The sequence below is a fragment of the Nocardia sp. CA-136227 genome, assembly GCF_050955695.1.
Lineage (GTDB): Bacteria > Actinomycetota > Actinomycetes > Mycobacteriales > Mycobacteriaceae > Nocardia.
Map to the genome: position 1 here is coordinate 7,524,092 of NZ_CP192081.1, position 23,662 is coordinate 7,547,753.

At 68.0% G+C, this 23,662-nt stretch carries 22 protein-coding genes; 16 read left to right on the top strand and 6 right to left on the bottom strand.

From position 1 onward, the window contains the following. The first annotated feature begins 21 nt into the window (after positions 1-21). Both ACQP06_RS34810 and ACQP06_RS34815 read left to right on the top strand, forming a co-directional pair. Entirely contained in the window at positions 22-597 is a 576-nt protein-coding gene (locus ACQP06_RS34810) for a TerD family protein (protein ID WP_357097452.1), read from the top strand. A gap of 145 nt (positions 598-742) precedes the next feature. Continuing rightward, positions 743-1,852: a DUF475 domain-containing protein gene (locus tag ACQP06_RS34815; RefSeq protein ID WP_433669348.1), complete on the top strand. Its 1,110-nt coding sequence runs from the start codon at positions 743-745 to the stop codon at positions 1,850-1,852. A 56-nt stretch (positions 1,853-1,908) separates the two neighbouring features. Here ACQP06_RS34815 and ACQP06_RS34820 read toward each other — a convergent pair whose 3' ends face one another. After that, the gene (locus ACQP06_RS34820; protein ID WP_433669350.1) at positions 1,909-2,868 is read right to left on the bottom strand and encodes a DUF389 domain-containing protein; all 960 of its coding nucleotides are present in this window, start codon (positions 2,866-2,868) and stop codon (positions 1,909-1,911) included. A gap of 35 nt (positions 2,869-2,903) precedes the next feature. Continuing rightward, entirely contained in the window at positions 2,904-3,818 is a 915-nt protein-coding gene (locus tag ACQP06_RS34825; RefSeq protein ID WP_433669352.1) for a DMT family transporter, read from the bottom strand. 84 nt (positions 3,819-3,902) lie between these two features. On the opposite strand from ACQP06_RS34825, the gene ACQP06_RS34830 reads away from it, so the two are divergent. Then, positions 3,903-4,463, top strand: a complete 561-nt coding sequence (locus ACQP06_RS34830; protein ID WP_433669354.1) for a CGNR zinc finger domain-containing protein — start codon at positions 3,903-3,905, stop codon at positions 4,461-4,463. On the opposite strand, the gene ACQP06_RS34835 is transcribed toward ACQP06_RS34830, so the two are convergent. After that, positions 4,365-5,783, bottom strand: a complete 1,419-nt coding sequence (locus ACQP06_RS34835) for a hypothetical protein (protein WP_433669355.1) — start codon at positions 5,781-5,783, stop codon at positions 4,365-4,367. The two genes, ACQP06_RS34830 and ACQP06_RS34835, sit on opposite strands and share 99 nt — an antisense overlap. A 236-nt stretch (positions 5,784-6,019) precedes the next feature. On the opposite strand from ACQP06_RS34835, the gene rpsF reads away from it, so the two are divergent. From rpsF to ACQP06_RS34885, 10 genes are all read left to right on the top strand, one after another. Continuing rightward, positions 6,020-6,310, top strand: a complete 291-nt coding sequence (gene rpsF, locus ACQP06_RS34840; RefSeq protein WP_357097462.1) for a 30S ribosomal protein S6 — start codon at positions 6,020-6,022, stop codon at positions 6,308-6,310. Between the two features lie 104 nt (positions 6,311-6,414). Next, the gene (locus ACQP06_RS34845; protein WP_433669357.1) at positions 6,415-6,978 is read left to right on the top strand and encodes a single-stranded DNA-binding protein; all 564 of its coding nucleotides are present in this window, start codon (positions 6,415-6,417) and stop codon (positions 6,976-6,978) included. Positions 6,979-7,039: 61 nt separating this feature from the next. Then, complete coding sequence (rpsR, locus tag ACQP06_RS34850; protein ID WP_040814320.1) at positions 7,040-7,309, top strand: 30S ribosomal protein S18; 270 nt, start codon at positions 7,040-7,042, stop codon at positions 7,307-7,309. A 17-nt stretch (positions 7,310-7,326) separates the two neighbouring features. Next, complete coding sequence (rplI, locus tag ACQP06_RS34855) at positions 7,327-7,782, top strand: 50S ribosomal protein L9 (RefSeq protein ID WP_379276715.1); 456 nt, start codon at positions 7,327-7,329, stop codon at positions 7,780-7,782. 490 nt (positions 7,783-8,272) lie between these two features. Next, positions 8,273-9,667: a replicative DNA helicase gene (gene dnaB, locus ACQP06_RS34860; RefSeq protein ID WP_433669358.1), complete on the top strand. Its 1,395-nt coding sequence runs from the start codon at positions 8,273-8,275 to the stop codon at positions 9,665-9,667. A 37-nt stretch (positions 9,668-9,704) separates the two neighbouring features. Then, positions 9,705-11,060 carry an LAGLIDADG family homing endonuclease gene (locus ACQP06_RS34865; protein WP_433669360.1) on the top strand — a complete coding sequence of 452 codons (1,356 nt, stop codon included), beginning with the start codon at positions 9,705-9,707 and terminating at the stop codon, positions 11,058-11,060. Positions 11,061-11,226: 166 nt separating this feature from the next. Further along, entirely contained in the window at positions 11,227-12,612 is a 1,386-nt protein-coding gene (locus ACQP06_RS34870; protein ID WP_433669362.1) for an MFS transporter, read from the top strand. Positions 12,613-12,657: 45 nt separating this feature from the next. Continuing rightward, the gene (locus tag ACQP06_RS34875) at positions 12,658-14,589 is read left to right on the top strand and encodes a CocE/NonD family hydrolase (RefSeq protein WP_433669364.1); all 1,932 of its coding nucleotides are present in this window, start codon (positions 12,658-12,660) and stop codon (positions 14,587-14,589) included. A 116-nt stretch (positions 14,590-14,705) separates the two neighbouring features. Then, positions 14,706-16,631, top strand: a complete 1,926-nt coding sequence (locus ACQP06_RS34880) for a DUF6301 family protein (RefSeq protein WP_433669366.1) — start codon at positions 14,706-14,708, stop codon at positions 16,629-16,631. 9 nt (positions 16,632-16,640) lie between these two features. After that, positions 16,641-17,279 (top strand): class I SAM-dependent methyltransferase, encoded by a 639-nt coding sequence (locus ACQP06_RS34885; protein WP_433669368.1) that lies wholly within the window; start codon positions 16,641-16,643, stop codon positions 17,277-17,279. Positions 17,280-17,291: 12 nt separating this feature from the next. Here ACQP06_RS34885 and ACQP06_RS34890 read toward each other — a convergent pair whose 3' ends face one another. Then, positions 17,292-17,714, bottom strand: coding sequence for a winged helix-turn-helix transcriptional regulator (locus ACQP06_RS34890; RefSeq protein ID WP_433669369.1), 423 nt, complete (start codon positions 17,712-17,714; stop codon positions 17,292-17,294). A gap of 66 nt (positions 17,715-17,780) precedes the next feature. On the opposite strand from ACQP06_RS34890, the gene ACQP06_RS34895 reads away from it, so the two are divergent. From ACQP06_RS34895 to ACQP06_RS34905, 3 genes are all read left to right on the top strand, one after another. Then, entirely contained in the window at positions 17,781-18,704 is a 924-nt protein-coding gene (locus ACQP06_RS34895) for an NADP-dependent oxidoreductase (protein WP_433669371.1), read from the top strand. Between the two features lie 68 nt (positions 18,705-18,772). Then, positions 18,773-20,308 (top strand): FAD-binding protein, encoded by a 1,536-nt coding sequence (locus ACQP06_RS34900; protein WP_433669373.1) that lies wholly within the window; start codon positions 18,773-18,775, stop codon positions 20,306-20,308. 36 nt (positions 20,309-20,344) lie between these two features. Next, complete coding sequence (locus tag ACQP06_RS34905; protein WP_433669375.1) at positions 20,345-21,895, top strand: phytoene desaturase family protein; 1,551 nt, start codon at positions 20,345-20,347, stop codon at positions 21,893-21,895. A gap of 10 nt (positions 21,896-21,905) precedes the next feature. On the opposite strand, the gene ACQP06_RS34910 is transcribed toward ACQP06_RS34905, so the two are convergent. After that, positions 21,906-22,550 carry a class I SAM-dependent methyltransferase gene (locus tag ACQP06_RS34910; RefSeq protein WP_433669376.1) on the bottom strand — a complete coding sequence of 215 codons (645 nt, stop codon included), beginning with the start codon at positions 22,548-22,550 and terminating at the stop codon, positions 21,906-21,908. Between the two features lie 35 nt (positions 22,551-22,585). Continuing rightward, the gene (locus ACQP06_RS34915) at positions 22,586-23,506 is read right to left on the bottom strand and encodes a LysR family transcriptional regulator (RefSeq protein WP_433669378.1); all 921 of its coding nucleotides are present in this window, start codon (positions 23,504-23,506) and stop codon (positions 22,586-22,588) included. Positions 23,507-23,662 lie beyond the last annotated feature (156 nt).

Below are 23,662 nucleotides of genomic sequence, written 5' to 3' on the forward strand. Positions count from 1 at the left end.
AACAACGGAAGGATCCCCGCAATGGGTGTCAGTTTGTCCAAGGGCGGTAACGTTTCACTGACCAAGGCGGCGCCGAACCTGACTCAGGTCGCCGTCGGCCTGGGCTGGGACGTGCGCACCACCACCGGCACCGACTTCGACCTCGACGCCAGCGCCATCGCGACCGGCGTCGACAAGAAGGCGCTGTCGGACAAGCACTTCGTGTTCTTCAACAACCTGCAGTCCCCGGAGGGCACCATCGTGCACGCCGGCGACAACCTCACCGGTGAGGGCGAGGGCGACGACGAGGTCATCAACATCGACCTGGCCAACACCCCGCCGGCCGTGGAGTCCGTCTTCTTCCCGGTCTCGATCTACGACGCCGACTCGCGCGGCCAGAGCTTCGGCCAGGTCCGCAACGCCTACATCCGGGTCGTGGACCGCTCCAACGGAACCGAGCTGGCCCGCTACGACCTGTCCGAGGACGCGTCCACCGAAACCGCCATGGTGTTCGGTGAGCTCTACCGCAACAATGGTGAGTGGAAGTTCCGGGCCATCGGTCAGGGCTACGCCTCGGGCCTCTCGGGCATCGCCCGGGACTTCGGCGTCAACGTCTGACGCGACCAGCTCGCGACGGCGCGAAGTACCAGCGTCTCAATAGAACACACGGCGACACGTCGAGGGCTCGATCGCACGAGCCCTCTTCGTGTGTCCGCTCGACCGGCATGTCACCCGACCCCGGCACAACGAAAGGCCCACTGCGGTGCGAATATTCGGCCTCTCCATCATCGTCACCGTACTGTCGCTGATCGCGGCGCTGGTGTACGGCGGACCCACGGCCCTGGTGCTGTGCGCCATCCTGGGCATCCTCGAGGTGTCCCTATCCTTCGACAACGCGGTCATCAACGCCAGCATCCTGCAGCGGATGAGCGAGTTCTGGCAGCGCATCTTCCTGACCATCGGCGTCGTCATCGCCGTCTTCGGTATGCGCCTGGTGTTCCCGCTGGCCATCGTGTGGATCACGGCCGGGCTCAGCCCCGTTCGCGCCTTCGACCTGGCCATGAACCCGCCCGCGGACGGCGCGCTCAGCTTCCCCGACGGCAGCCCGTCCTACGAGAAGCTGCTCACCGACGCGCACCCGCAGATCGCGGCCTTCGGCGGCGCATTCCTGCTGCTGCTGTTCTTCAACTTCATCCTCGAGGAGCACGAGGTCACCTGGCTGGGCTGGATCGAACGCCCGCTGGCCAAGCTCGGCAAGCTGGACATGCTCGCGGTGGTGCTCACCCTGGCGGGCATCGTCATCGCGGCGGAGTTCATCGCCCATGACGACGACCGCGGCACCGTGCTGCTGGCCGGCATCCTCGGCACCATCACCTACATCGTGGTCGACGGACTCGGATCACTCTTCCACACCGAGGAACACGCGAACGGCGAAGGCGGACCCTCCGAAGTCGTGAAGGCGACAGGTAAGGCGGCGTTCTTCCTGTTCCTGTACCTGGAAGTGCTCGACGCCTCGTTCTCCTTCGACGGCGTGATCGGCGCGTTCGCCATCACCTCCGACCCGATCCTGATCGCCCTGGGCCTGGGCCTGATCGGCGCCATGTTCGTCCGCTCGATCACCGTGTACCTGGTGCGCAAGGGCACCCTCTCGGAGTACGTGTACCTCGAGCACGGCGCGTTCTGGGCCATCGGCGCCCTGGCGGTCATCCTGCTCATCACCATCGGCGTGCACGTCAACGAGGTGATCAGCGGTCTCGTCGGCGTGGCGTTCATCGGCGCGGCGTTCGTCACCAGCATCATTCGTAATCGTCGCGAGGAAGCGGAAGCCGACGATGCGGAACCCGAGCTGGAGAAGTCGCCCAGCCTGAGCTGATCCGCACACGAAAACACGAAGCCCGCCGTCCGATTTCGGACGGCGGGCTTTTCCGTTCACACCATGCGGCGCGGGACGACCAGATGCTTGGCGCGCCGCACCGACACCCGCGACCACAGCACCTGTTGCAGGAACAGGGTCAGCCACCCCGCGATCGCCATGCCCGCGATATTGACCAGCAACTGCGCCAGACTGCCCCACACCGTCGCACCGTCGGCGATCGCCACGCCGAGTGCGATATTGCCCGCGGCGGGCACCGTGGTCACCGAGATGAAAACCCCGGCCAGGCCGAGGGATTTGGCCGAGGTGATGGCCAGCACCCCCGCCGCCCCCGCGATCACCGCGACGATGAACGACCACTTGTCCGGGGTGTAGATGAAGGCGGTGGCCGGACGCGGGCCCGTCACCTGCGCCTCGGTGATCCAACCCAGCGCCCGCCCGATCAGCGCCAGCACGATGGTGACGCCGATGGCCGCCACGAAGCCGAACACCAAGGTGCGCAAGGCCAGCCGGAACAGCACGAATCGCCGCCGGACCAGGGCGACGCCCAAGGCCGCGATGGGTCCGAACTCCGGTCCCAGCACCATGGCGCCGACGGTGAGGATCTGGGAGTCGGTGACGATGGCGATGCTCGCGATGACGATGGCCAGCGTCAGGAAGCTCAGGTAGGTCCAGTTCAGTTCGGATTCGTCGTAGGCCCGCTGCGCCACCTGCGCCCACACCACCGAATCCGAACTGCTGCCCGGGGTGCGCACCTCCGCCTCGAAACCGCTGCGCGACAGCCAGGTTCCGACCTGCTCGACCTCGATGCTGCCCTCCTGATGCACCCGCAGGTCGCGCAGCCGCTGGACGACGTCGTTGGCGGCCTCGCGGGCGAGCTGCGCGGTGATCAGGTCGCCCGCCGGGCGCACCGCCGCGCCGCGCAGGACCACCAGGCCCGTCACCGCGTCGTCGTCGAGTACCTCGAGTACCGGGTCGGTCAGGGTGGCGGGGGCCAGGATCCGCAGGTGCAGCATGCGCCCAGTCTGCCGTGCCCGGGTGCCCGGAACCGTCAGGCCCGCACGGGCTGTCGCCCGGCGATACCGGGTCGTTCGGCGGCGGCGGGCGCGGCCGGCGCCCGGCGCGACGCCAGGACCAGGCCGACCAGTCCGACGCCCAGGCCCGAGATCGTCAAGGGCCGCAACGGCTGATCGATCACCAGCCAGGCCATCACCGCGGTGACGGCCGGAATCGCGAAGAAGAAGCGGCTGACCCGGGTGGTGTCCCAGCGCTGCAGCATGGTGTTCAGCAGCAGGAACGCGCCCATCGAGTTCACCAGCACCATCCACACCATGGAACCGGCGAAGCGGGACGGGTCGGCGACGTGGAATTCCCCACCGGCCCAGGCCATCACGCCCGCGAAGGGCGCGCTCACCGCCACGTGCAGGGCGGTGCCCGTGCGCGGATCGAGCGCCGGGGTGAAGCGCTTCTGATACACGGTGCCCAGGCTCAGGCCGAGCAGCCCGACCACGCACAGCAGCAGGCCCGGCAGCGAGAAGGCCGGTTGATCCAGCACCGCGAGGCCCACGCCCACCCCGCCCACGCCGAAGCCCAGCCACTGCCGCGCGTTCACGGATTCGCCCAGGGCCCCGGCGAATACCGCGATCACCACCGGGCTCAGGCCCTGGACCAGGGAGATGACCGCGGCGGTGACGTGCTCGTGCATGGCGGTGTAGAACGCGCCGAACTGGACCATCTGCATGAGCAGGCCCGCGACCAGGGTGTGCGCGAGCATCTTGCCCCGCGGCCAGACCGCGCGCGACAGCAGCGCGAACACGATGAGCAGCGCGCCCGCGATGCCGAAGCGGGCGAAGAGCACCAGCATCGGCGGGGCCGCGCCGACGCCGATGATCCCGGCGATGAAGGCGCTGCTCCACATGAGGATCAGGGCCGGTGGGCCCGCCACGTCCAAGAGCCGGTTCTCCACGGTCCCTCCAACCACTAACCCGTTCAGGTGGTTATCACCGTCGCACCGCGGTGCATAACCTGTCAAGGGGGTTATGATCGGGACATGTCTTCGTTCGCCGACCCGCACCTGTTCGTCAGCGGCAATCTCGCGCTGAACTTCATCGGCACGGCACAGGAACGGCGCACCACCTTCATCGAGCGCCTCACCAGCGCCGCCGACCTGGGCGAATGGACCGTCGCGGCCGGAATCCTCGACACCGCGCCCGACTGCGCGGACGCCCTCGAACCCGCGCGCCGGCTGCGCGAGGCGGCCTGGCGGCTCATGCAGGCCACCCTGCACGGCGAACCCCTCGCCGACGCCGACCGCCGGCTGCTCAACCGGCACGCCCACGGCGACCTGCCCAAACTCACGCTGTGCGCGGACGGTTCGGTCACCCGCGGCGGGGCCATCGAATCCGCGCTCACCGCCATCGCCCGCTCGGCCGTCGAACTACTCGGCGGCCCGGAACGCGAACGGCTCAAGGAATGCGGGCGAGACGCCTGCACCCGCCTCTACCTGGACACCTCACGCGGCGGTTCGCGCCGGTGGTGCGATATGACGGTCTGCGGAAACCGGGCCAAGGGCAAGGCTTTCCGCGCCCGGAACGCCGATGCGGAAGGGTGACCGCTCCGAGGCGGACACGAACACGAAGAAGAACACCAGCAGCAGCACCGCCCGGCCCCACACGCCGATCTGCACCAGATACTGCTCGACCTCGTACGGGTGACCCGACCCGAGCTCGTAGAAGTAGCGGAAGACACCGACGCCGATGCACAGGTCCGCCAGCAGATAGGCGATCACCAGGCTCCACGGCACCCGCAGCAGCACCAGGAACGGGATCAGCCACAGCGTGTACTGCGGTGAATGCACCTTGTGGAACAACAGGAATCCACACAACATGGCGCCGCTGACCCCGATCCACGGATACACCCCGGCCAGCCGATACCGGCGCACACCCAGCCAGCAGGCCAGCACGAACGACGCCACCACCAGCGTCGGCGAGAGCACCGACACCAGGTGCTGGAAGGCCGATTCCGACTCCTCCGACGGACCGAACAGCGGGCGCAGTCCCCAGTACCAGATGGAATTCGTGGTGATATCGGCCTGCCGCAATTGCTGGAAGGTGATCGACGCGCGCCAGCCGTCATAACCCGCGAGCGCGAACGGCAGATTGATCGCGACCACCGTGCCGATCGCGGTCGCGGCCACCATCAGCGCGCCGCGCACATCGAATCGCTTCTCCCGCAAGGGATGTTCACCGAGCAGCACATAGATCAGCAACGGCAGCACGAAGATGCCGGGATACAACTTGAAACAGAAGCCGATCGCCAGGAATACCGCGGCGGCGATCCCGCGATCCCGCAGTGAATACCGGGTCAGCGTCGTCATCACATAGAACGCGGCGACCGCGGTCGCGACCACCGGCAGTTCCCAATTGTGAAAGGCGTAGAGCACCAACGGCGGTGCGGCCGCCCACAACAAAGCCGCCGGGCCGGCCATGCGGGCCAGCAGGTACGCGGTCAGCAGGGCGAACGGGGCCAGCAGCAGCGCCGAATGCCACAGGAAGGCCGCGTCGGTGTGCGCGCCGATGCCGCCGATCCACATGAACAGGCCGCTGAGCACCGGATACTCCACCGCGCCGCCGGTCAGCTGACCGTCCGGGGTGATGCCGCCGGCTATATAGGGGAAGACGTGGTGATCGATGCCGCGACCCAGCCACAGGTACTGGATGTCGGAATAACAGACATCCGAATCCTTGATCACGTCGAACAGCACGCTGCGCCCGGATTCGTCGTACGGGCCGACCGCGCAGCGCGCCTTGTTCACGAACGCGATCAACAATGTGACCGCGCACACCAGCGTCGAGACGACCGCGATCATCGACCCGCGCGCATCGCGACGGCGGGAAGCGGCCGCAACGCTGACGACCGGTCGATTCGGCATGCGCATCACCCTAGGTGGCTGGTCGGCGTGTTCGCCTGTTCAAAATGTGGACTGACCCGATTTCGCAGGCCACGCGTTGGTTATCTACCCCGGATCCGGCGCCGTGAACGCCGTCCGGCCCCCTTTTCGTTCGTCGCGGCCGCTCATGTAGCCTTGTCGGGTTGCTGACGCAACGAACCCTCCTGCCCACGGACAGTCCGTGGGCCGTTTACAGTCCACAGGAGGTGATGAGGTCCGTGCGTCATTATGAAGTGATGGTCATCCTCGATCCAGCAATGGACGAGCGCACCGTAGGCCCGAACTTGAACACCATGCTGGGTGTCATCGGGACCGAGGGCGGCAAGGTCGACAACGTCGACATCTGGGGCCGCCGTCGTCTCGCCTACGAGATCAACAAGCAGGCCGAGGGCATCTACGCGGTCGTCACCCTGACCGCCGAGTCCGCGACCGTGAGTGAGCTCGATCGCCAGCTGGGGCTGAACGAGTCGGTGCTGCGCACCAAGGTGCTGCGTACCGACAAGAAGTAAGACCCAGTCCTCCCGCGACGTCGCTCGTAACCGTCGGTCCCTGTCTCTAGGCTGACCGATGAACGCGAGCGCATTGCGGACTGCACCGGAAAGCAGGAGGAACCATGGCCCAGGGCGACACGGTCATCACCGTCATCGGCAATTTGACGGCTGACCCCGAGCTTCGATTCACGCCCGCGGGAGCGGCCGTCGCGAACTTCACCGTCGCGTCGACTCCCCGTGTGTTCGACCGTAATACCAATGAATGGAAAGACGGCGAAGCGCTTTTCTTGCGCTGCAACATTTGGCGAGAAGCTGCGGAGAACGTTGCCGAGAGCCTGACCCGCGGCTCGCGAGTGATCGTGAGCGGACGACTGAAGCAGCGCTCCTACGAAACCCGCGAGGGTGAGAAGCGCACGGTCGTCGAACTCGAGGTCGACGAGGTGGGTCCCTCCCTGCGGTACGCGACCGCGAAAGTCAACAAGACCACCCGTGGCGGTGGTGGCGGCGGCTTCGGCGGCGGCGGACAGGGCGGCGGCGGCCAGCAGAACGCTGGCGGCGGCGGCTTCTCCGGTGGTGGCAGTGGCGGGGGTCGTGGCGGCCAGAGCGCCGGCGACGACCCGTGGGGCAGCGCCCCCGCGGCCGGCTCCTTCGGGGGCGGGCCCATGGACGACGAACCGCCGTTCTAGACAACGGCTTTCCCCGGAATCCGCTTCGGCAGGGTTCCCAAAATTACGGAGTTGAAAGACCATGGCCAAAGCACCGGCACGCGAAAAGGTGCTGAAGAAGAAGGCTTGCACCTTCTGCAAGGAAGACAAGGCCGGCAAGAAGAACAACACGGCCGGCGCGAAGATCGACTACAAGGACACCGCGCTGCTGCGCAAGTACGTGTCCGACCGTGGCAAGATCCGCGCGCGCCGGGTGACGGGCAACTGCGTCCAGCACCAGCGCGATATCGCTGTCGCCGTGAAGAACTCGCGTGAGGTCGCTCTGCTGCCTTACGTCTCCACCGCTCGCTGAGAAGGGAAGGCACAGAGATGAAGCTCATCCTCACCGCTGATGTCGACAACCTCGGTGCGCCCGGCGACACCGTGGAAGTCAAGGACGGCTACGGCCGTAACTTCCTGCTCCCGCGCGGCCTGGCGATCGTCGCCACCCGTGGCGCGGAGAAGCAGGTCGAGGGCATTCGCCGGGCGCAGGACGCCCGCCGCGTGCGCGACCTGGACCACGCCAACGAGCTGAAGCAGGCCATCGAGGGCCTGACCGGTGTGTCGCTCGCGGTCAAGACCGCCGGCACCGGCAAGCTCTTCGGTTCGGTCACCGCGGCCGACGTCGCCTCGGCGATCAAGACCGCCGGCGGCCCGGTCGTCGACAAGCGCAGCATCGAGCTGCCGAAGGCCCACATCAAGAGCACCGGCAAGCACGGTGTCGTGGTGCATCTGCACCCGGATGTGATCGCCAAGGTCGACCTGCAGGTCACTGCCGCCGAGTAATTCGGTTGATCGGAGGCCGCCTCACCCGTGGGGGCGGCCTCCGATTTCTTTTGTTTGCTCAGGAATCGCCAGATTTCGGATCGGTTGTGGATTGCCCAGCAAACCAACCGTTTTCGTTGTGCGCCCGGTCACATCCGCGTGACCGTTCGTTTACCCAACACGCCCGGCTGTTGCCGTCCAGCGACACGCCGCACGAAATTGATCCACAGTTGCGAACAATGAGAATTCCGCCACTACCAGCGCTTTGAGCAGCGACATCGACTGTTGTCCCCAAGTTTTCCACAGGGGGTGCACAACAGGCGGTGAACAATACCCACGTTATCCACAGGTGTGTACACAGCTCGGTTTGGCGGGTCACCGCCCGGTCGCCTAGGTTCGCCTTCGAGGTCGTGACCACGGCTCGAGCGTGGCGGTCCCAACATGTCGGTGCGCTGGCGTACAACGGGTCTTGCACGCCGTTGCGGCGCGAGCAGAGAGGACGGTCGAGCCCATGGCAGTCGTCGACGATCGCGGCCGCGACGATCACGGGCCCTCCGACTATCCCGACGCTCCCGGTGAGGATTTCGGCCGTCAGCCGCCCCATGACATGGCGGCGGAACAGTCCGTTCTCGGCGGCATGCTGCTGTCCAAGGACGCCATCGCCGACGTCATCGAAGTCATCCGCCCCGGCGACTTCTACCGCCCCGCGCACCAGGCCGTCTACGACGCCATCCTCGACCTTTACGGCCGCGGCGAGCCCGCCGACCCGGTCACCGTCGCCGCGACTCTCGACCGCAAGGGCGAACTCAAGCGCATCGGCGGCGCACCGTATCTCGTCACCCTGACCCAAACGGTCCCCACCGCCGCCAACGCCGGCTACTACGCCGAGATCGTCGCGGAGAAGTCGGTGCTGCGCCGCCTGGTCGAAGCGGGCACCCGCATCGTCCAGTACGGCTACGCGGGCGCCGACGGCCAGGACGTGGCCGAGGTCGTGGACCGCGCCCAGGCCGAGCTCTACGACGTCACCGAACGCCGCTCCAGCGAGGACTTCGCCCCCCTCACCGACATCCTCCAGCCGACGATGGACGAACTCGACTCCATCGCCTCCCGAGGCGGCATCTCCCTCGGCGTCCCCACCGGTTTCACCGAACTCGACGAGATCACCAACGGCCTGCACCCCGGCCAGATGGTCATCGTCGCGGCACGACCCGGCGTGGGCAAATCGACCCTGGGCATGGATTTCATGCGCAGCTGCTCCATCAAGCACGGCATGGCCAGCGTCATCTTCTCCTTGGAAATGAGCCGCACCGAAATCGTCATGCGCCTCCTCTCCGCCGAGGCGAAGATCAAATTGGGCGATATGCGTTCCGGCCGCATGAGCGACGACGACTGGACCAAACTCGCCCGCCGCATGAGCGAGATCAGCGAAGCCCCACTCTTCGTGGACGATTCGCCGAACCTCACCATGATGGAAATCCGGGCAAAAGCCCGCCGCCTCAAGCAACGCCACGACCTCCGCCTGATCGTCGTCGACTACCTCCAGCTGATGAGCTCCGGCAAGAAGGTCGAATCCCGCCAGCAGGAAGTCTCGGAATTCTCCCGAAGCCTCAAACTGATGGCCAAGGAGCTCGAGGTCCCCGTCATCGCGATCTCGCAGCTCAACCGTGGTCCGGAACAGCGAACTGATAAGCGGCCTATGGTGTCCGACCTTCGTGAATCGGGCAGTCTAGAACAGGATGCCGACATGGTTATCCTGCTGCATCGCCCAGATGCCTTCGAACGAGACGACCCTCGCGGCGGCGAAGCAGACCTCATTCTGGGCAAGCACCGTAACGGCCCAACCGCAACCATTACCGTTGCGCACCAATTGCATCTGAGCCGGTTCGTAGATATGGCTCGCGGATAGCGCCACATCGAACACAGATTCGATATATCGTTTTGGCATGCAGCCGAAACAGTCTGTCGAGGAGTGGAACTGTAAGGGCATCAACACTTTTGAATCTCATGGTGCAGCCTGGCTAACGGCCGCTACGCCAATCAGCCGGGCGGACACCGGAGTCGCGGTGCCGCTGGAGACCCTGATCCGGGATGAGCTGCGTCCGCTTGTTTGGTCACTTGATCCGCAGATGCGCTTCACGGCTCGCCCGCTGGAGTATGTACACCCGAGTGGGAGTTGCACGGTCGATCGAGTGCGGTTGGCCTCCGGCCGTTCGATCGACACCGCGACCGAAGCACGGCTGCTGACCATCAATGGATGGCGCAAGGTAGGGCAGCTGGGTATCGGCGATCGCGTCGCCATCCCCCGATGGATTCCAGCGCCTACCCGAACCCAGGAGATGCCCGATCCCGAGGTTGTCATGCTGGCGCACATGATCGGTGACGGGTCTTGCGTTCGACGGCAGCCGATCCGATACGCGAGCATCGACGAGGAGAACCTCGCCGCCGTCACCGAAGCAGCCATGCATTTCGGCATCACCCCGATCCGAGACGAGTACGCAGCTGCTCGGGTCACGACCCTGAGATTGCCTGCGCCGTACCGCCTTACCCACGGTAGACGCAACCCCATCGCCAAGTGGCTCGACGAACTCGGACTCTTCGGTTTGCGCAGCTACGAGAAGTTCGTCCCTGAAAGAGTTTTCGGGATGCCCACAGACCAGGTCGCGATCTTTCTCCGCCATCTCTGGGCGACCGATGGCTCGGCGCGCTGGGACAGGACCGGAAAGCAAGCCCGCATCTACTACACGTCGACCAGTCGGCGGCTCATCGACGATGTGTCCGACCTCCTGCTCCGGCTGGGCGTCCATGGACGGATCCGGCTCGTGCCCAAAGCAGGCTATCGGGACTGCTGGCACCTCACGATCGACGGTGGGGACAACCAGATCACCTTCCTCGAGGACATCGGGGCCCATGGCACGCGTGGTATCACTGCCGCGGAATGTCTGGCCGAACTCGACACGATGACCTCGAATCCCAATGTGGACACGGTCCCCAAGGAGGTGTGGAATATCGTCCGCACGCTTCTCTCTGCCCGCAAGATGACTCATCGGGAGTTCCAGGCGGCGATGGGGACCAAGTTCTGCGGCTCCACAATGTGGAAGCACTCGCCGAGCCACCAGCGCCTGGCTCGCGCTGCGGACATCCTCGAGGCCCCTGAACTTGCAATGCTCTGTACCGACGATGTCTTCTGGGATCGAATCACCGCGATCACGGATCTGGGAGAGCAACCCGTGTACTCGGTAACCGTCCCCGGCACTGAGAACCTCATTGTCCAAGGGGTGCCGGTCTACGCCGGGTGGTAAGTACCACTGAATTCGACCAGATATAGCAACACGCACCATTCGGCGATGGAACGGGTTGCAGATCGCGCGTACGTTCGCCGGTCCCTGACGATTACTCATAGGTCGCGCCGGTCCATCCGCGGGAGTCCTGTTCGTCGGGTCGGTAGGACTCGGGAAAGGACCTACCGTGGATATCACCGACAAACCAGTGACGACCGCACGGGGGCGGGAATGGCTCGGGTTGGCCGTGCTCGCACTGCCCATTCTGTTGATATCGGTCGACTTCAGTGTGTTGAATCTGGCGTTGCCGACGCTGGCGGTCGAGCTGAAACCCAGTGCTGCACAGCAGTTGTGGATACTCGATGTCTACGGATTCATGATCGCCGGGTTTCTCATCATCATGGGGACGCTCGGGGATCGAATCGGCCGGAGACGCCTGCTGCTGTGGGGTGCCGCGGCTTTCGGGACGTGTTCGGTGTTGGCGGCGTATGCGGACAGTGCGGGGATGCTGATCGCGGCTCGGGCGGTGATGGGTGTCGCGGGGGCGACGCTCGCGCCGTCGGGGTTGGCGTTGATCGGGGCCATGTTCGCCGATCCGAAGGAGCGGGCGGGGGCGGTCGCGGCGTTCACCGGGTGTTTCATGGGTGGGGCGATCGTCGGGCCGATCACGGGCGGTGTGCTGCTGGCGCATTTCTGGTGGGGGTCGGTGTTCCTGCTGGCCGTTCCGGTGATGCTGCTTCTGCTGGTGGCGGGTCCGGTCCTGCTGCCCGAACATCACGATCCCGAGGCGCCGCGGCTCGATGCGCTCAGTGTCGCACTGTCTTTGGCGGGGATCCTGCCGGTTGTCTACGGCATCACGGAGCTCGCCCGGGACAGTGGCCGGGTGCTCGCTTGGACGGCGCTACTGGTGGGCGTGTTCGCATTCGCCGCGTTTCTGTTGCGGCAGCGGGTAATTCGCTATCCGGTGCTGGAGTTGCGGCTCTTCCGGGCAAGGGTCTTCCGGGGCGCATTCATCCTCAGTCTGCTGGTGGGCGCGGTGCAGGGCGGGACGATCCTGATGATCAATCTGTACCTGCAATCGGCGCTCGGGTATTCGACGCTGCGGGCGGGACTGTGGATGGTGCTTCCGGCGGTGGCCATGCTGTTCACGATCGGCCTCGGTCCGGCTCTGGCCCGCACCATTCGCCCGGCCTACATCACCGCGGCGGGTCTGCTGGTCGCGGCGCTCGGGTACGCCGCGGTCACCGTCGTGGGTGACGGAACCGGGCTGTGGCCCTTGACCATGGGTTTCGCGGTGGCGATGGCGGGCATCGGTCCCGGCATGTCGCTGGGCTACAACTTGGTCCTGGGCGCGGCTCCGCCCGATATCGCGGGTGCCGCGTCGGCGACCGCGGAGGCGGGTGGGCAGTTCGGGGTGGCGGCGGGCGTCGCGATTCTCGGCAGTATCGGCACCGCGCGCACCCTCGCCTCCGGCCTGCATACCGTGGCGGGTCTCGGCGCGATCCTGTTCGTGGCGTTGGCGGTGCTGGCGGTCGTCGAGCTGCGGCAGGCTCCGCCCACCGGTGCGGTTTGAGCGATTGTCGGCCGGTCGGGGCGGGCGCGGCGTTACCGTCGATCCATGACCCGGAGTGGGCGCCGGCGTGGCCGGATCGCACAGGTGGGAGCGGTGGTCAGCGTGGTCGCGCTGATCGCCGCCGGGTGCGGGGGCGGCGGGGGCGGGTCGGGGCCGCAGGACGCGGCGAGCTGGCCGCCCGCGGGTGGCCGCGGGGCGTGCGCGGTCGACAAGCAGGAGAACGTGCCCGCGACCATGCGGGACGGGGTGGTGTTGAAGGCCGATGTGTATCGGCCGAAGACCGGCGATGCGGTGCCCGTGGTGCTCATGCGGACGCAGTACGGGAAGGCGGCGGGGCAGATCCAGCCGTACCGGTATCGGACGCCGGAATGGTTCGCTTCGCACTGTTATCTCGTTGTGGTGCAGGACATTCGCGGCCAGGGTCAGTCGGCCGGAGTGTTCACCGAATTCGGGAACGACATCACCGACGGCTACGACTCGGTGGAGTGGGCGGCCGCGCTGCCGGGGACGAATGGCAAGGTCGGCATGTACGGGTCGTCGTATGTCGGTGCGACGCAATGGCTCGCGGCGGTCAGCACGCCACCGCATCTGACCACGATCGTCCCGGCCAATACCGCGTCGGATTACTACGACGGGTGGACCTACGAGGGCGGGGCGTTCCGGTTGGGGTTCGTGGAGCCGTGGGCCATGGAGACGATCGGGGCGAGCGCGGCCGCGAATCGCGGGGATACCGGCACCGCCAAGCAGCTTGCGGCCGACGGCACGAACTACACCCGGTGGCTGGGTTTTCGCCCCTATCAACAGTTTCCGCCGCTGCACCCGGGTGATCCGGTGATCGCGCCGTGGTTCTACGACTGGGTGCGGCATTCCACCCGCGACGACTACTGGAAGCAGTGGAGCATTCGGGACCGGTACGCGAAGGTCACGGTCCCCGTCCTGAGTTTCGAGGGCTGGTACGACGCGTTCCTGGCCGGCGGGGTGGAGAACTTCACGGGGATGGTGGCCGGGGGCGGTTCGCCGGAAGCGCGGGCCGGGCAGCGGTTGGTGCTGGGGCCGTGGGATCACCTGGGGTGGGGTCGGCCCGGGAGCGGGGTCACGACGCCCATGCTGGCCGCGACCGGGGAGGCGGGCGACAGTCCGATCAATGAGCTGATGCTGGCCTGGTTCGACCATTTCCTGAAGGGCGTGGACAACAAGGTTTCCGGGCGGCCGGTGGTCGACTATTTCGTGATGGGTGCGAACAAGTGGAAGTCGGCGTCGGCGTGGCCGGTGCCGAATACCCGCTGGACCACCTACTACCTGTCCGGGAACGGCGGCAATTCGATGCTGGGGCGGACGGGCGCGCTGACCACCGATACGCCGAAGGATCCGCAGCAGCCGGATCGGTACGAGTACGACCCCTTGAATCCGGTGCCTAGCGCGGGCGGGCATTCGTGTTGCGGGGCGTCGTCGGGGCCGCAGGGGCCGGTGGATCAGTTCGTGGTGGAGCAGCGGTCGGATGTGCTGACCTATACGACCGCCCCCATGGCGGGCGATACCGAGATCACCGGGCCGGTTCGAATGACGTTGTGGGCGGCTTCGAGTGCGCCGGATACCGATTTCACGGCGAAGCTGGTGGCGGTGGCGCCGGACGGGTCCACGGTGAACCTCAACAATGGGATCATCCGGGCGGCGTTCCGGGATTCGCTGGAGCATCCGACGCCGCTCGTGCCGGGGCAGCCGTACAAGTTCTCGATCGATATCTGGCCGACGAGTTATCTGGTGAAAGCGGGATACAAGATCCGGGTGGAGGTGTCGAGCAGCGATTTCCCGCAGTTCGCGCCGAATCCGAATACCGGTGATCCGTTCGGGGAGAACACGAATACGCAGGTCGCGACGCAGACCGTCTATCACGACCCGGACCATCCGTCGGCGCTGGTGCTGCCGATCATTCCGGCGGGCGACGCGGGAAGTGCGCGATTCCCGACCGAGCATTGAAGACCGTGGCCGGGCTTCCCGTGAGTTGTCCGCCCCGTGGGAAGCGCCGGCCGATTACATAATAGTCGCGGCGGGGAAGTTTCCCGGCATGGCCGGGCCGGGGTTAGTGTCGCGGGGTGGGATTCGAGGTACGGGTCGATATCGCGGGTGCGGTCGAGATCGTCGGTGCGGCCGCGGGGTTCGGCTGGCGTTGGGGTTCCGGGAATGTCGCGGAATTCGCCCGACTGGTCGGTTGGACCGGGCCGCAACCGGTCGGCACCCTCCGCAATGGTCCGGTCTTCTCGCGCACGGGCCTGCCGGTGTGGTGGGACTCTGCCATGTTCTGGGGCAGTGACCGCGGCCTGGACCATGTGCGCGTGGCCATCTCCGACTGCCCGGATCCCGCGGCCCCCGGCAGCCGGGACCTGCTCGCCGCCGCCATGGCCCGCGCCGCCGCGGAGTTCACCACCCGCTGGGGCGATCCGGAGACCACCTCCGCGGGTCCCGCCGAGGGCCTGGCCTGGCGTTTCCCGAATGTCTTCGCGGGCCTGACGATCGGCGCGGACACCGTGGACCTGCTGCTGGTGAACCCGACCGCGCAACGGTATTGGATGGAGCGCCGCCACGAGGCCGCCCGCCGCCGCGCCGCCGCGGGCCCCTGGATCCGGTTCGCCGAGAGCCTGGCCGGATTCCTGGAGACGCTGCCGGTCGACGGGCGACTGCTGGTGACCGCGCCCGGTGGGCGCTTCGTGCAGTTCGAGGCCGGGCCGGAGCAGCTGGCGGCGGAGCTGGCCCGCAGCGAATTCATCGATCCCACCTGGTATTACGGCCCCGAACTGGAACGACAGCTCATCGAGCTGGGCTGGACCCCGCCCCGCGAGGGCAATTGGACACGCGGCCTCTCCCGGCGCGCGGGCACCGTCGCCATGAGCGGGCTGGCCCTGCGCACCACCGACACCCTGCGCGCGGTCGGGGTCGCCGCGCCGACCGAACTGGTGGCCGACGCCTGGGTGGAGGGCGGCGCCGATCTGGAGGTGACCGCGCTCGGCATTCCGCCGCACCCGACCTCCCGCACCCAGCGCGCGGAATTCCTACGCCGCCACGCCGTCTCCGAATTCGATGCCGGGCCGCTGCGCGTGGATGTGCCGGCCGGGGTCGAGATCGCCCGTGCCGCCCGCGCCTTCGCGTGGACCTGGACCCGCGCCGACCTGGACGGTTTCGCCGCCGCCGTGGGCTGGAAACCGGTGCACGACACCGATGTCGGGGAGCGCACGGTGTGGGCCGGCACCGAACTCCACGTGGACGATCCGCGCGCCCGCTTCTGCTTCGACGGCGACCGGCTCGAGGCGGTCTGCGTCACGCTCAGCGACAGCATCGAGTCCTTCCTCTACGACGAGGGCCTGCCCGCCGAGGTCGCGGCGCAGCGCACCGCCGCCCAGGCCCGCGCGCTGGACGGGTTCCGCGCCGAGTTCGGAGCGCCCCGGCACGCGGTGCTGGGCCAGGCGTACGGACCGGCCTGGCCGGAGGACCGCCTCACCCTGGGCCTGGTTCCGGAGGCCGACACGGTGGAGCTGTATCTGGTGCGGCCGGGCGAACGCGACCGCCGCCTCATCATCGAGCAGCAGCGGGCCGCGCATCGCGCGCACGATCGCGAATGGGAGCAGTGCTACGAGGAATTGGCCGCTCTCATCACCGATCTGGCGGACTCCGGCCAGCTCACCGTGGATGCCGGGGACCCGCATCGGGCCCGCGTCGACCGGGACGGCGACCTGCTGCGTCTGGAACTCGCCACCGCCACCGCCCGCGAACTGTCCCCGCGCGTCCTGAAGTTCATGCTGCGCGACGGCTGGCAGCATCCCGATCACCGGTATCCGCTGTGGCACATCGACCTTCAACTGCCGGCGCTGCCCCGGGACCTGCGCCGCCTGGCCCGGCTGGCCATTCTGCCGCTGCGCACCCTGATGCCGCCACAGGCTCGGCTGCGGGTGCTGTTGAACGGTGAGTACCTGCCGGTTCGGGCCCCGTCCACGGGCGCGATCGGGGCACTGCCGACGGAGGCCTAGAGTCGAAACATGGTGGACAGTGCGGACATAACGGTGACCCGGGACGCGTACGACGAGGTCGCGGAGCTGTACACCGATCTGTTCCGGCGGCAGTTACAGGACAGCCCGTTCGACGCCGTGATGCTGGACGCGTTCGCGCACACGGTGCGGGAGCACGGGGCGGGCCCGGTCGCCGATATCGGCTGCGGTCCGGGCCGGGTCACCACGCATCTGGCGGCGGCCGGACTGGAGGTGTCCGGCATCGACCTGTCGCCGGAGATGATCCGGATCGCCCGCGAGCTGTACCCGGACCTGTCCTTCGAAGTCGGCCCGATGGAGCGGCTGCGGTTCGAGGACGAGTCGCTGGCCGGAATCGTGGCCTGGTACTCCATCATTCACACCCCGCCGGCCCGGGTTCCGGACGTACTGACCGAATTCGCCCGGGTGCTGCGGCCCGGCGGGCACGCGCTGTTCGGCTTCCAGGCCGCCGACGAGGCGACCGGCGTGCACGCCTACCACCACAAGGTCGCGCCCGCCTACCGCTGGGCTCCGGTCACGTTCGCCGAAGTGCTGGCCGCGCACGGCTTTCGCGCCACCGCGACACTGGCCCGGGAGGCCCGTCCCGACGAACGCACCCCACAGGCCATGGTGCTGGCGGTCAAGGTGTGAGCGACTCCGGGTTCAGGAGCTGATCGGTTCCGGCGCGCGGGCAGCCCGTTCGTCGAAAGCCGTTCGGGCGACGGCGATCTCATCGGCGTGCCGCAGCGCCCACTGTCCCATGGCGTGGGTGATGTGGCCGAGGTCCGCGCCGAGCTCGGTCAGCGCGTACTCGACTCGCGGCGGCACGGTCGGGTACACGGTCCGCCGGACCAGCCCGTCGCGTTCCAGGTCCCGCAGCGTGCGGGTGAGCACCTTCTGGGTGATGCCGTCGAGGCGGCGGCGCAGTTCGTTGAACCGGATCGGGCCGCCCTCCTTACGCAGCGTGCCCAGCACCAACAGCACCCATTTGTCGGCGAGCACGGCGAGCACGTCGCGGGCGGGGCAGCGCCGCAGGTAGCCGTCGACCAGATTTCCGGATGGCTCCCAGTCGGAGACGGTATCCATGAGGTACCTCGGGATCGAAATAGTGCCTTCTTCCCGACAGAGACTATCCCGCGCAGGATCGAGATCATGAAAGCGATCAGTCAGCGCACCCTCGGCGGACCCGGCGTGCTGGAGACGGTGGAGGTCGAACGGCCGCGGCCCGGCGCGCGCGAGGTGCTGGTTCGGGTAGCGGCCACCTCGATCAATGCCGCCGATTGGAAACTGCGCTCCGGTGCGATCACCAAACTGGGCCCGCCGCCGTTCACGTTGGGCCTGGACCTGTCCGGCGAGGTCGCCGAGGTCGGGGCGGAGGTCACCGAATTCCGGCCCGGAGACGAGGTTTTCGGCAATGTGGTCAGCCGCTCGGGCGCGAACGCCGAATACACGGTGACCCCCGCGGAATTCCTCGCCACCAAGCCCGCCGGACTCGATCACATCCGAGCCGCCGCGCTGCCGACCGCGGCGCTCACGGCATGGCAGGCTCTCTCCGAAGTCGAACCGGGACAACGGGTTCTGGTGCACGCGGCAGCGGGCGGAGTCGGCCATCTGGCGGTGCAGATCGCGAAGGCGCGTGGCGCGTACGTGATCGGCACCGCCCGCACCACCAACCACGAATTCCTGCGCGACCTGGGCACCGACGAGCTGATCGATTACACGACAACCGATTTCACCACCGCCGTGCGCGACGTGGACCTGGCCTTCGATCTGGTCGGCGGCGACTACGCGGCCCGATCACTGCGCGTGCTCACCCCGCACGGCCGCGTGATCGACGCCCAGGGCGAGGAGGCGCTCGACGATCCGCGCTACCACCGCCACTACTTCACGCCGTCCGGCGCGGACCTCGCCCGGGTGGCGGAGCTGGTGGTGGCCGGTCGTTTGCTCGCGGTGATCGATCGGGTGCTGCCGCTCGCCGACGCGGCCGCGGCACACGCGCTGGGCGAGTCCGGGCGGGTGCGCGGCAAAATCGTTCTGACCTCCTGGAACAGATCGGCTATCCGGCCATTGGGATAGTTGATGCGCGGGCCGCGCCCGGCCGCATACCGTCGCGCGAAGAGACCGCGTCGATCAGGGAGCAAACGGTGACGGACTGGAACGAAGAAGTCGATGTCCTGGTGGCAGGGTCGGGCGGCGGCCTGGCCGGGGCCTATACGGCCGCCCGCGAGGGGCTGAGCGTGGCGGTGGTCGAGGCCACCGAGAAGTTCGGCGGCACCACCTCGTTCTCCGGTGGCGGCGGCGTCTGGTTCCCCTGCAACCCGGTGCTGCGGCGTGAGGGCGTGGACGACACCGTGGAGGACGCGCTCACCTACTTCCGCGCGGTGGTCGGCGACCGCACCCCGGCGGACCTGCAGGAGACCTACATCCGCAATGGCGCGAAGGTCATCGAGTACCTGGAGCAGGACGAGGCGTTCAAGTTCCAGATGTTCCCGTGGCCGGACTACTTCGGCAAGGCCCCGAAGGCGCGCCTGGACGGCAAGCGGCACATCGTGCCCGCGCCGCTGAAGGCCGCCAAGCTCGGTGAGCTGAGCGAGTCCGTGCGCGGACCGCTGGCCACCGAACGGCACGGCGACCCGCAGCCGGACTATCTGATCGGCGGGCGCGCCCTGGTCGGCCGCTTCCTGCTGGGCCTGTCGAAGTACCCGAACGTGGCGCTACACCTGAACACCGCGCTGGTCGAGCTGGTGACCGAGGACGGCGCGGTGACCGGTGCGATCGTGGAGCGCGACGGGCAGCGGATCGCCATCCGGGCCCGTAAGGGCGTGCTGCTGGCGGCCGGCGGTTTCGAGGGCAACGACGAGCTGCGGCAGCGCTACGGCGTGCCGGGCGTAGCCCGGGACACCATGGGGCCGTGGGGTAATCAGGGCAAGGCGCACGTGGCGGGCATCGCGGCGGGTGCGGACACCGACCTGATGGATCAGGCGTGGTGGTCGCCGGGCCTCATCCATCCCGACGGGCGCGCGGCGTTCGCGCTGTGGTTCACCGGCGGCATCTTCGTCAACCAGGCCGGTGAACGGTTCGTCAACGAGTCCGCGCCCTACGACCGGCTCGGCCGCGACATCATCGAGCACCTGGACGACGGGTCGGCGACCCTCCCGTTCTGGATGGTCTACGACGACGCCGAGGGCGTGGTGCCGCCGATCAAGGCCAGCAATGTGCCGATGGTCGAGGCGGAACGCTTCATCGAGGCGGGCCTGTGGAAGACCGCCGACACCCTGGAAGGCCTGGCCGCGGAGATCGGCGTCCCCGCCGACGCGCTGGTCGCCACCGTGGCCCGCTTCAACGAATTCGTGACCGAGGGTGTCGATCCGGACTTCGGCCGCGGCGACGAGGCCTACGACCGCGCCTTCTCCAATGGCGAACCGCCGCTGGCCCCGATCGTGCAGGGCCCGTTCCACGCGGCCGCCTTCGGCATCTCCGATCTGGGCACCAAGGGCGGCCTGCGCACCGACACCGCCGCCCGCGTCCTGAACGAGGCGGGCGACCCCATCCCGGGTCTGTACGCCGCGGGCAACACCATGGCCGCGGTCAGCGGCACCGTCTACCCCGGTGGCGGCAACCCGATCGGCGCGTCGGTGCTGTTCAGCTACCTCGCCGCGCTCGACATGAGCACCCGCTAGCCGCTCGCGCCGCCCCCGGTGTGATGCGATGGGTGTATGACGCAGGCGGGATACGACGTGATCGTGGTCGGCGGCGGCCACAACGGGTTGGTGGCCGCCGCCTACCTGGCCCGGGCCGGGAAGTCGGTGCTGGTACTGGAACGCGCGGACCATACCGGCGGCGCGGCCGTCTCCGAGCGGGTGTTCCCCGGCTTCGACGCGCGGCTGTCGCGGTACTCGTATCTGGTGAGCCTGCTGCCCGAACGGATCGTCCGGGACCTGGATCTGAGTTTCGAGACCCGCAAGCGCCGCGTCTCCTCGTACACGCCGATCGGCGATGCGGGGCTGCTGGTGGACAACGGCTCCGAGTCGGCGACCCGCGCGAGCTTCGCGCAGGTCACCGGGTCCGAGCGGGATTACGAAGCGTGGCAGCGGTTCTACGCCACGACCGGTCGGCTGGCCGAGCGGGTGTTCCCGACGCTCACCCACCCGCTGCCCACCCGCGCCGAATTGCAGCGCACGGTCGATGATTCCGCCGCCTGGGAGGCGATCTTCGAACGGCCCCTGGGGGAGTCGGTGGAGGCCGCCTTCACCGACGACACCGTGCGCGGCGTGGTGCTCACCGACGCGTTGATCGGCACCTTCACCCACGCCCACGATCCGTCACTGCTGCAGAACCGCTGCTTCCTGCATCACGTGATCGGCGGCGGCACCGGCGACTGGAACGTGCCGGTCGGCGGTATGGGCGCGCTCACCGACGCGCTCGCGGCGGCGGCCCGCCGGGCGGGGGCGGAGATCCGGACCGGCCGCACCGTCATCGGCATCGACACCGACGGCGACACCGCGGAAGTCCGCTTCACCCAGGGCGATCGCACCGGCACGGCCGGTGCCCGGCACGTGCTGGTGAACGCCGCGCCGTACACGCTGGCGGGCCTGCTGGGCGAGTCGGCCGACAAACCCGAAGGCGCGCAGCTGAAGATCAATATGCTGCTGCGGCGGCTGCCGAAACTCCGTGACCCACGCGTGGATCCGCGCACCGCCTTCGCCGGAACCTTCCATGTCTCCGAATCCGCGGCCCAGCTCGACCGCGCCTACCGGGAGGCCGCGGCGGGCGAGCTGCCCTCGGCGCCGCCGTCGGAGATCTACTGCCACACCCTCACCGACCCGTCGATCCTCGCGCCGGAGCTGATCGAGAACGGCTTCCACACCCTCACCCTGTTCGGCCTCCACACGCCCGCACGGCTTTTCGCCGACGACCCGCGCGGCGCGAAGCGGCGCCTGGTGGACGCCACTCTGGCGCAGCTGGATTCGGTGCTGGCCGAACCCATCGGTGACTGCCTGGCCCTGGACGGCGAGGGCAACCCGTGCATCGAGGCCCGGACCCCGGTCGAACTCGAACGCGAAGTGGGCCTGCCCGGCGGGCACATCTTCCACGCGGACTTGGCTTTTCCCTATCGCACCGGCACCGCCGACAGCCCGGCGGAGCGCTGGGGAGTCGCGACCGGGCATCGGAATGTCCTGCTGTGCGGGGCGGGCGCGGTGCGCGGCGGCGGGGTCAGCGGCATCGGCGGGCACAATGCCGCCATGGCCGTCCTGGAACAGGACTGAGCGGGTCTCGTCAGCGGGAGGGCAGCAGCTGGGTGACCCGCCACAGCCGCCGCGGCAGCTCGCCCTCCTCGAACGAGTGCCGGTCGCGCAGTTCCCAGCCCGCGGCCAGGCTGTCCACCAGCGCCTCGGAGAAGAAGTGCACCGCGAACCCGCCGTGCTCGTAGATGTCGTCGCCCAGCGCCTTACCGGTGCCGAAGTGCGCGTCGTCGGTATTGCGGACGGTGTAGACGAACGCCCCGCCGGGCTTGAGCACCCGGCGGATCTCGGCGACCAGGTCCCGCAGTTCCTGGGTGCTGAGGTTCATGCACAGCAGCATGTGCGCGTAGACCGCGTCCACGCTGCGGTAGGGCAGCGGAATCGGCTGGCGGACATCGTGTTCCAGGGTGGTCACTCGCGCGCTCAACCCGGCCGCGTCCGCCCATTCCCGCAACTGGGCCAGCCCGACGGCGCTGAAATCGGTGGCCGTCACCCGAAAACCGCGGCGCGCCAGGTAGATCGCGTCGCGGCCGTGGCCCGCACCCAGTTCCAGCACCTCGACGGCGCCCTGCTCGCGGAACAGGTCGGCCGCGTACACCGCGGCCTCCGACGGCTGCTCGCCGTACATGCCCGGATGCGTGCGATAGGTGCGCTGCCAGTGTTCGTGCTGGTCGCTCATGTCTCCATCATGTCCGACCGGCGGCTCCCCGGGGGCTAGGACGTGCGGCGACCGTCCGCGCCGTGCTGGCCGCCCATGATGTCGGAGCAGCAGCGAATGAAGTAGCGCACCACCGGATCGGCCTCGGAGGCGTCCGGCCACACCACGGCGACCCGGGTGGGGCCGATGCCGTGCACGGGCCGGAACACCACGCCCGGGAATTCGGTGCGGGAGGTGGAGGCGGGGGTGAAGCTCACCCCGAAGCCGTTGGCGATGGCGCGCAGCCATTCGTCGGTATTGCGGGCGATGGCGCCGATGATGGCGGTGTCCGCGGGCCGCGAGTCCAGGCCCATCCAATAGTCGCGCCACCAACCGGTTTCGGCGGGGGAGGCGACGTAGGGCTCGTCCCACAGCTCCCGGAACGCGATGTCGTGGCGGTCGGCGAGCGGATGGTCCTCGGGCAGCGCGATCCAGCGCGGTTCGGCGAACAGTTCCCGCAGGTGATATTCGTCCTGGCCGGGAAAGGGCAAGCGCAGCAGGGCGACATCCACATCGCCCTCGTCGAGTCCCGCGGTCGGGTCGGTCCAGCCGCCCTGGTGCAGATCGACCTGCCAGTCCGGGTGCAGCCGGTGGAAGACCCGGATGATCTCCGGGATATGGCTGTCGGCCGCGCTGTTCACACAGCCCAGCCGCAGCACCCGGGAGGCGCGGCTGGAGTCGCTCTTGGTGTCGCGCAGGATCCGGTCCCAGGACGCGAGCAGCGCGGGCAGCCGCTCGGCGAGCACCTTGCCGGCCGCGGTCAGGGTCCAGCCCGCCCGAGACCGGATGAACAGCTCCACACCCAGCTGCTGTTCGAGCTGTTTGATCTGGGTCGCCAGCGCGGGCTGCGCGACATGCAGTCGCTGCGCCGCCCGCGGCAGGTTCTCCGCATCCGCGACTGCCAGGAAGTAACGCAGCAGTCGCGTGTCGATATCCATGCCACCAGGTTAGGAACAGGGCAACCGGTAGGCATACCCCCTGGCTTGGAAGGTGGGATTCGGGCGGCATGCTACCGGCGGTTCCGTGTCGGGAGGGGCGGCACGCGGGGAGTGACGGTGGTCGCGTCCGGCGATTCGGGCGTTCGCGCGCGCTAG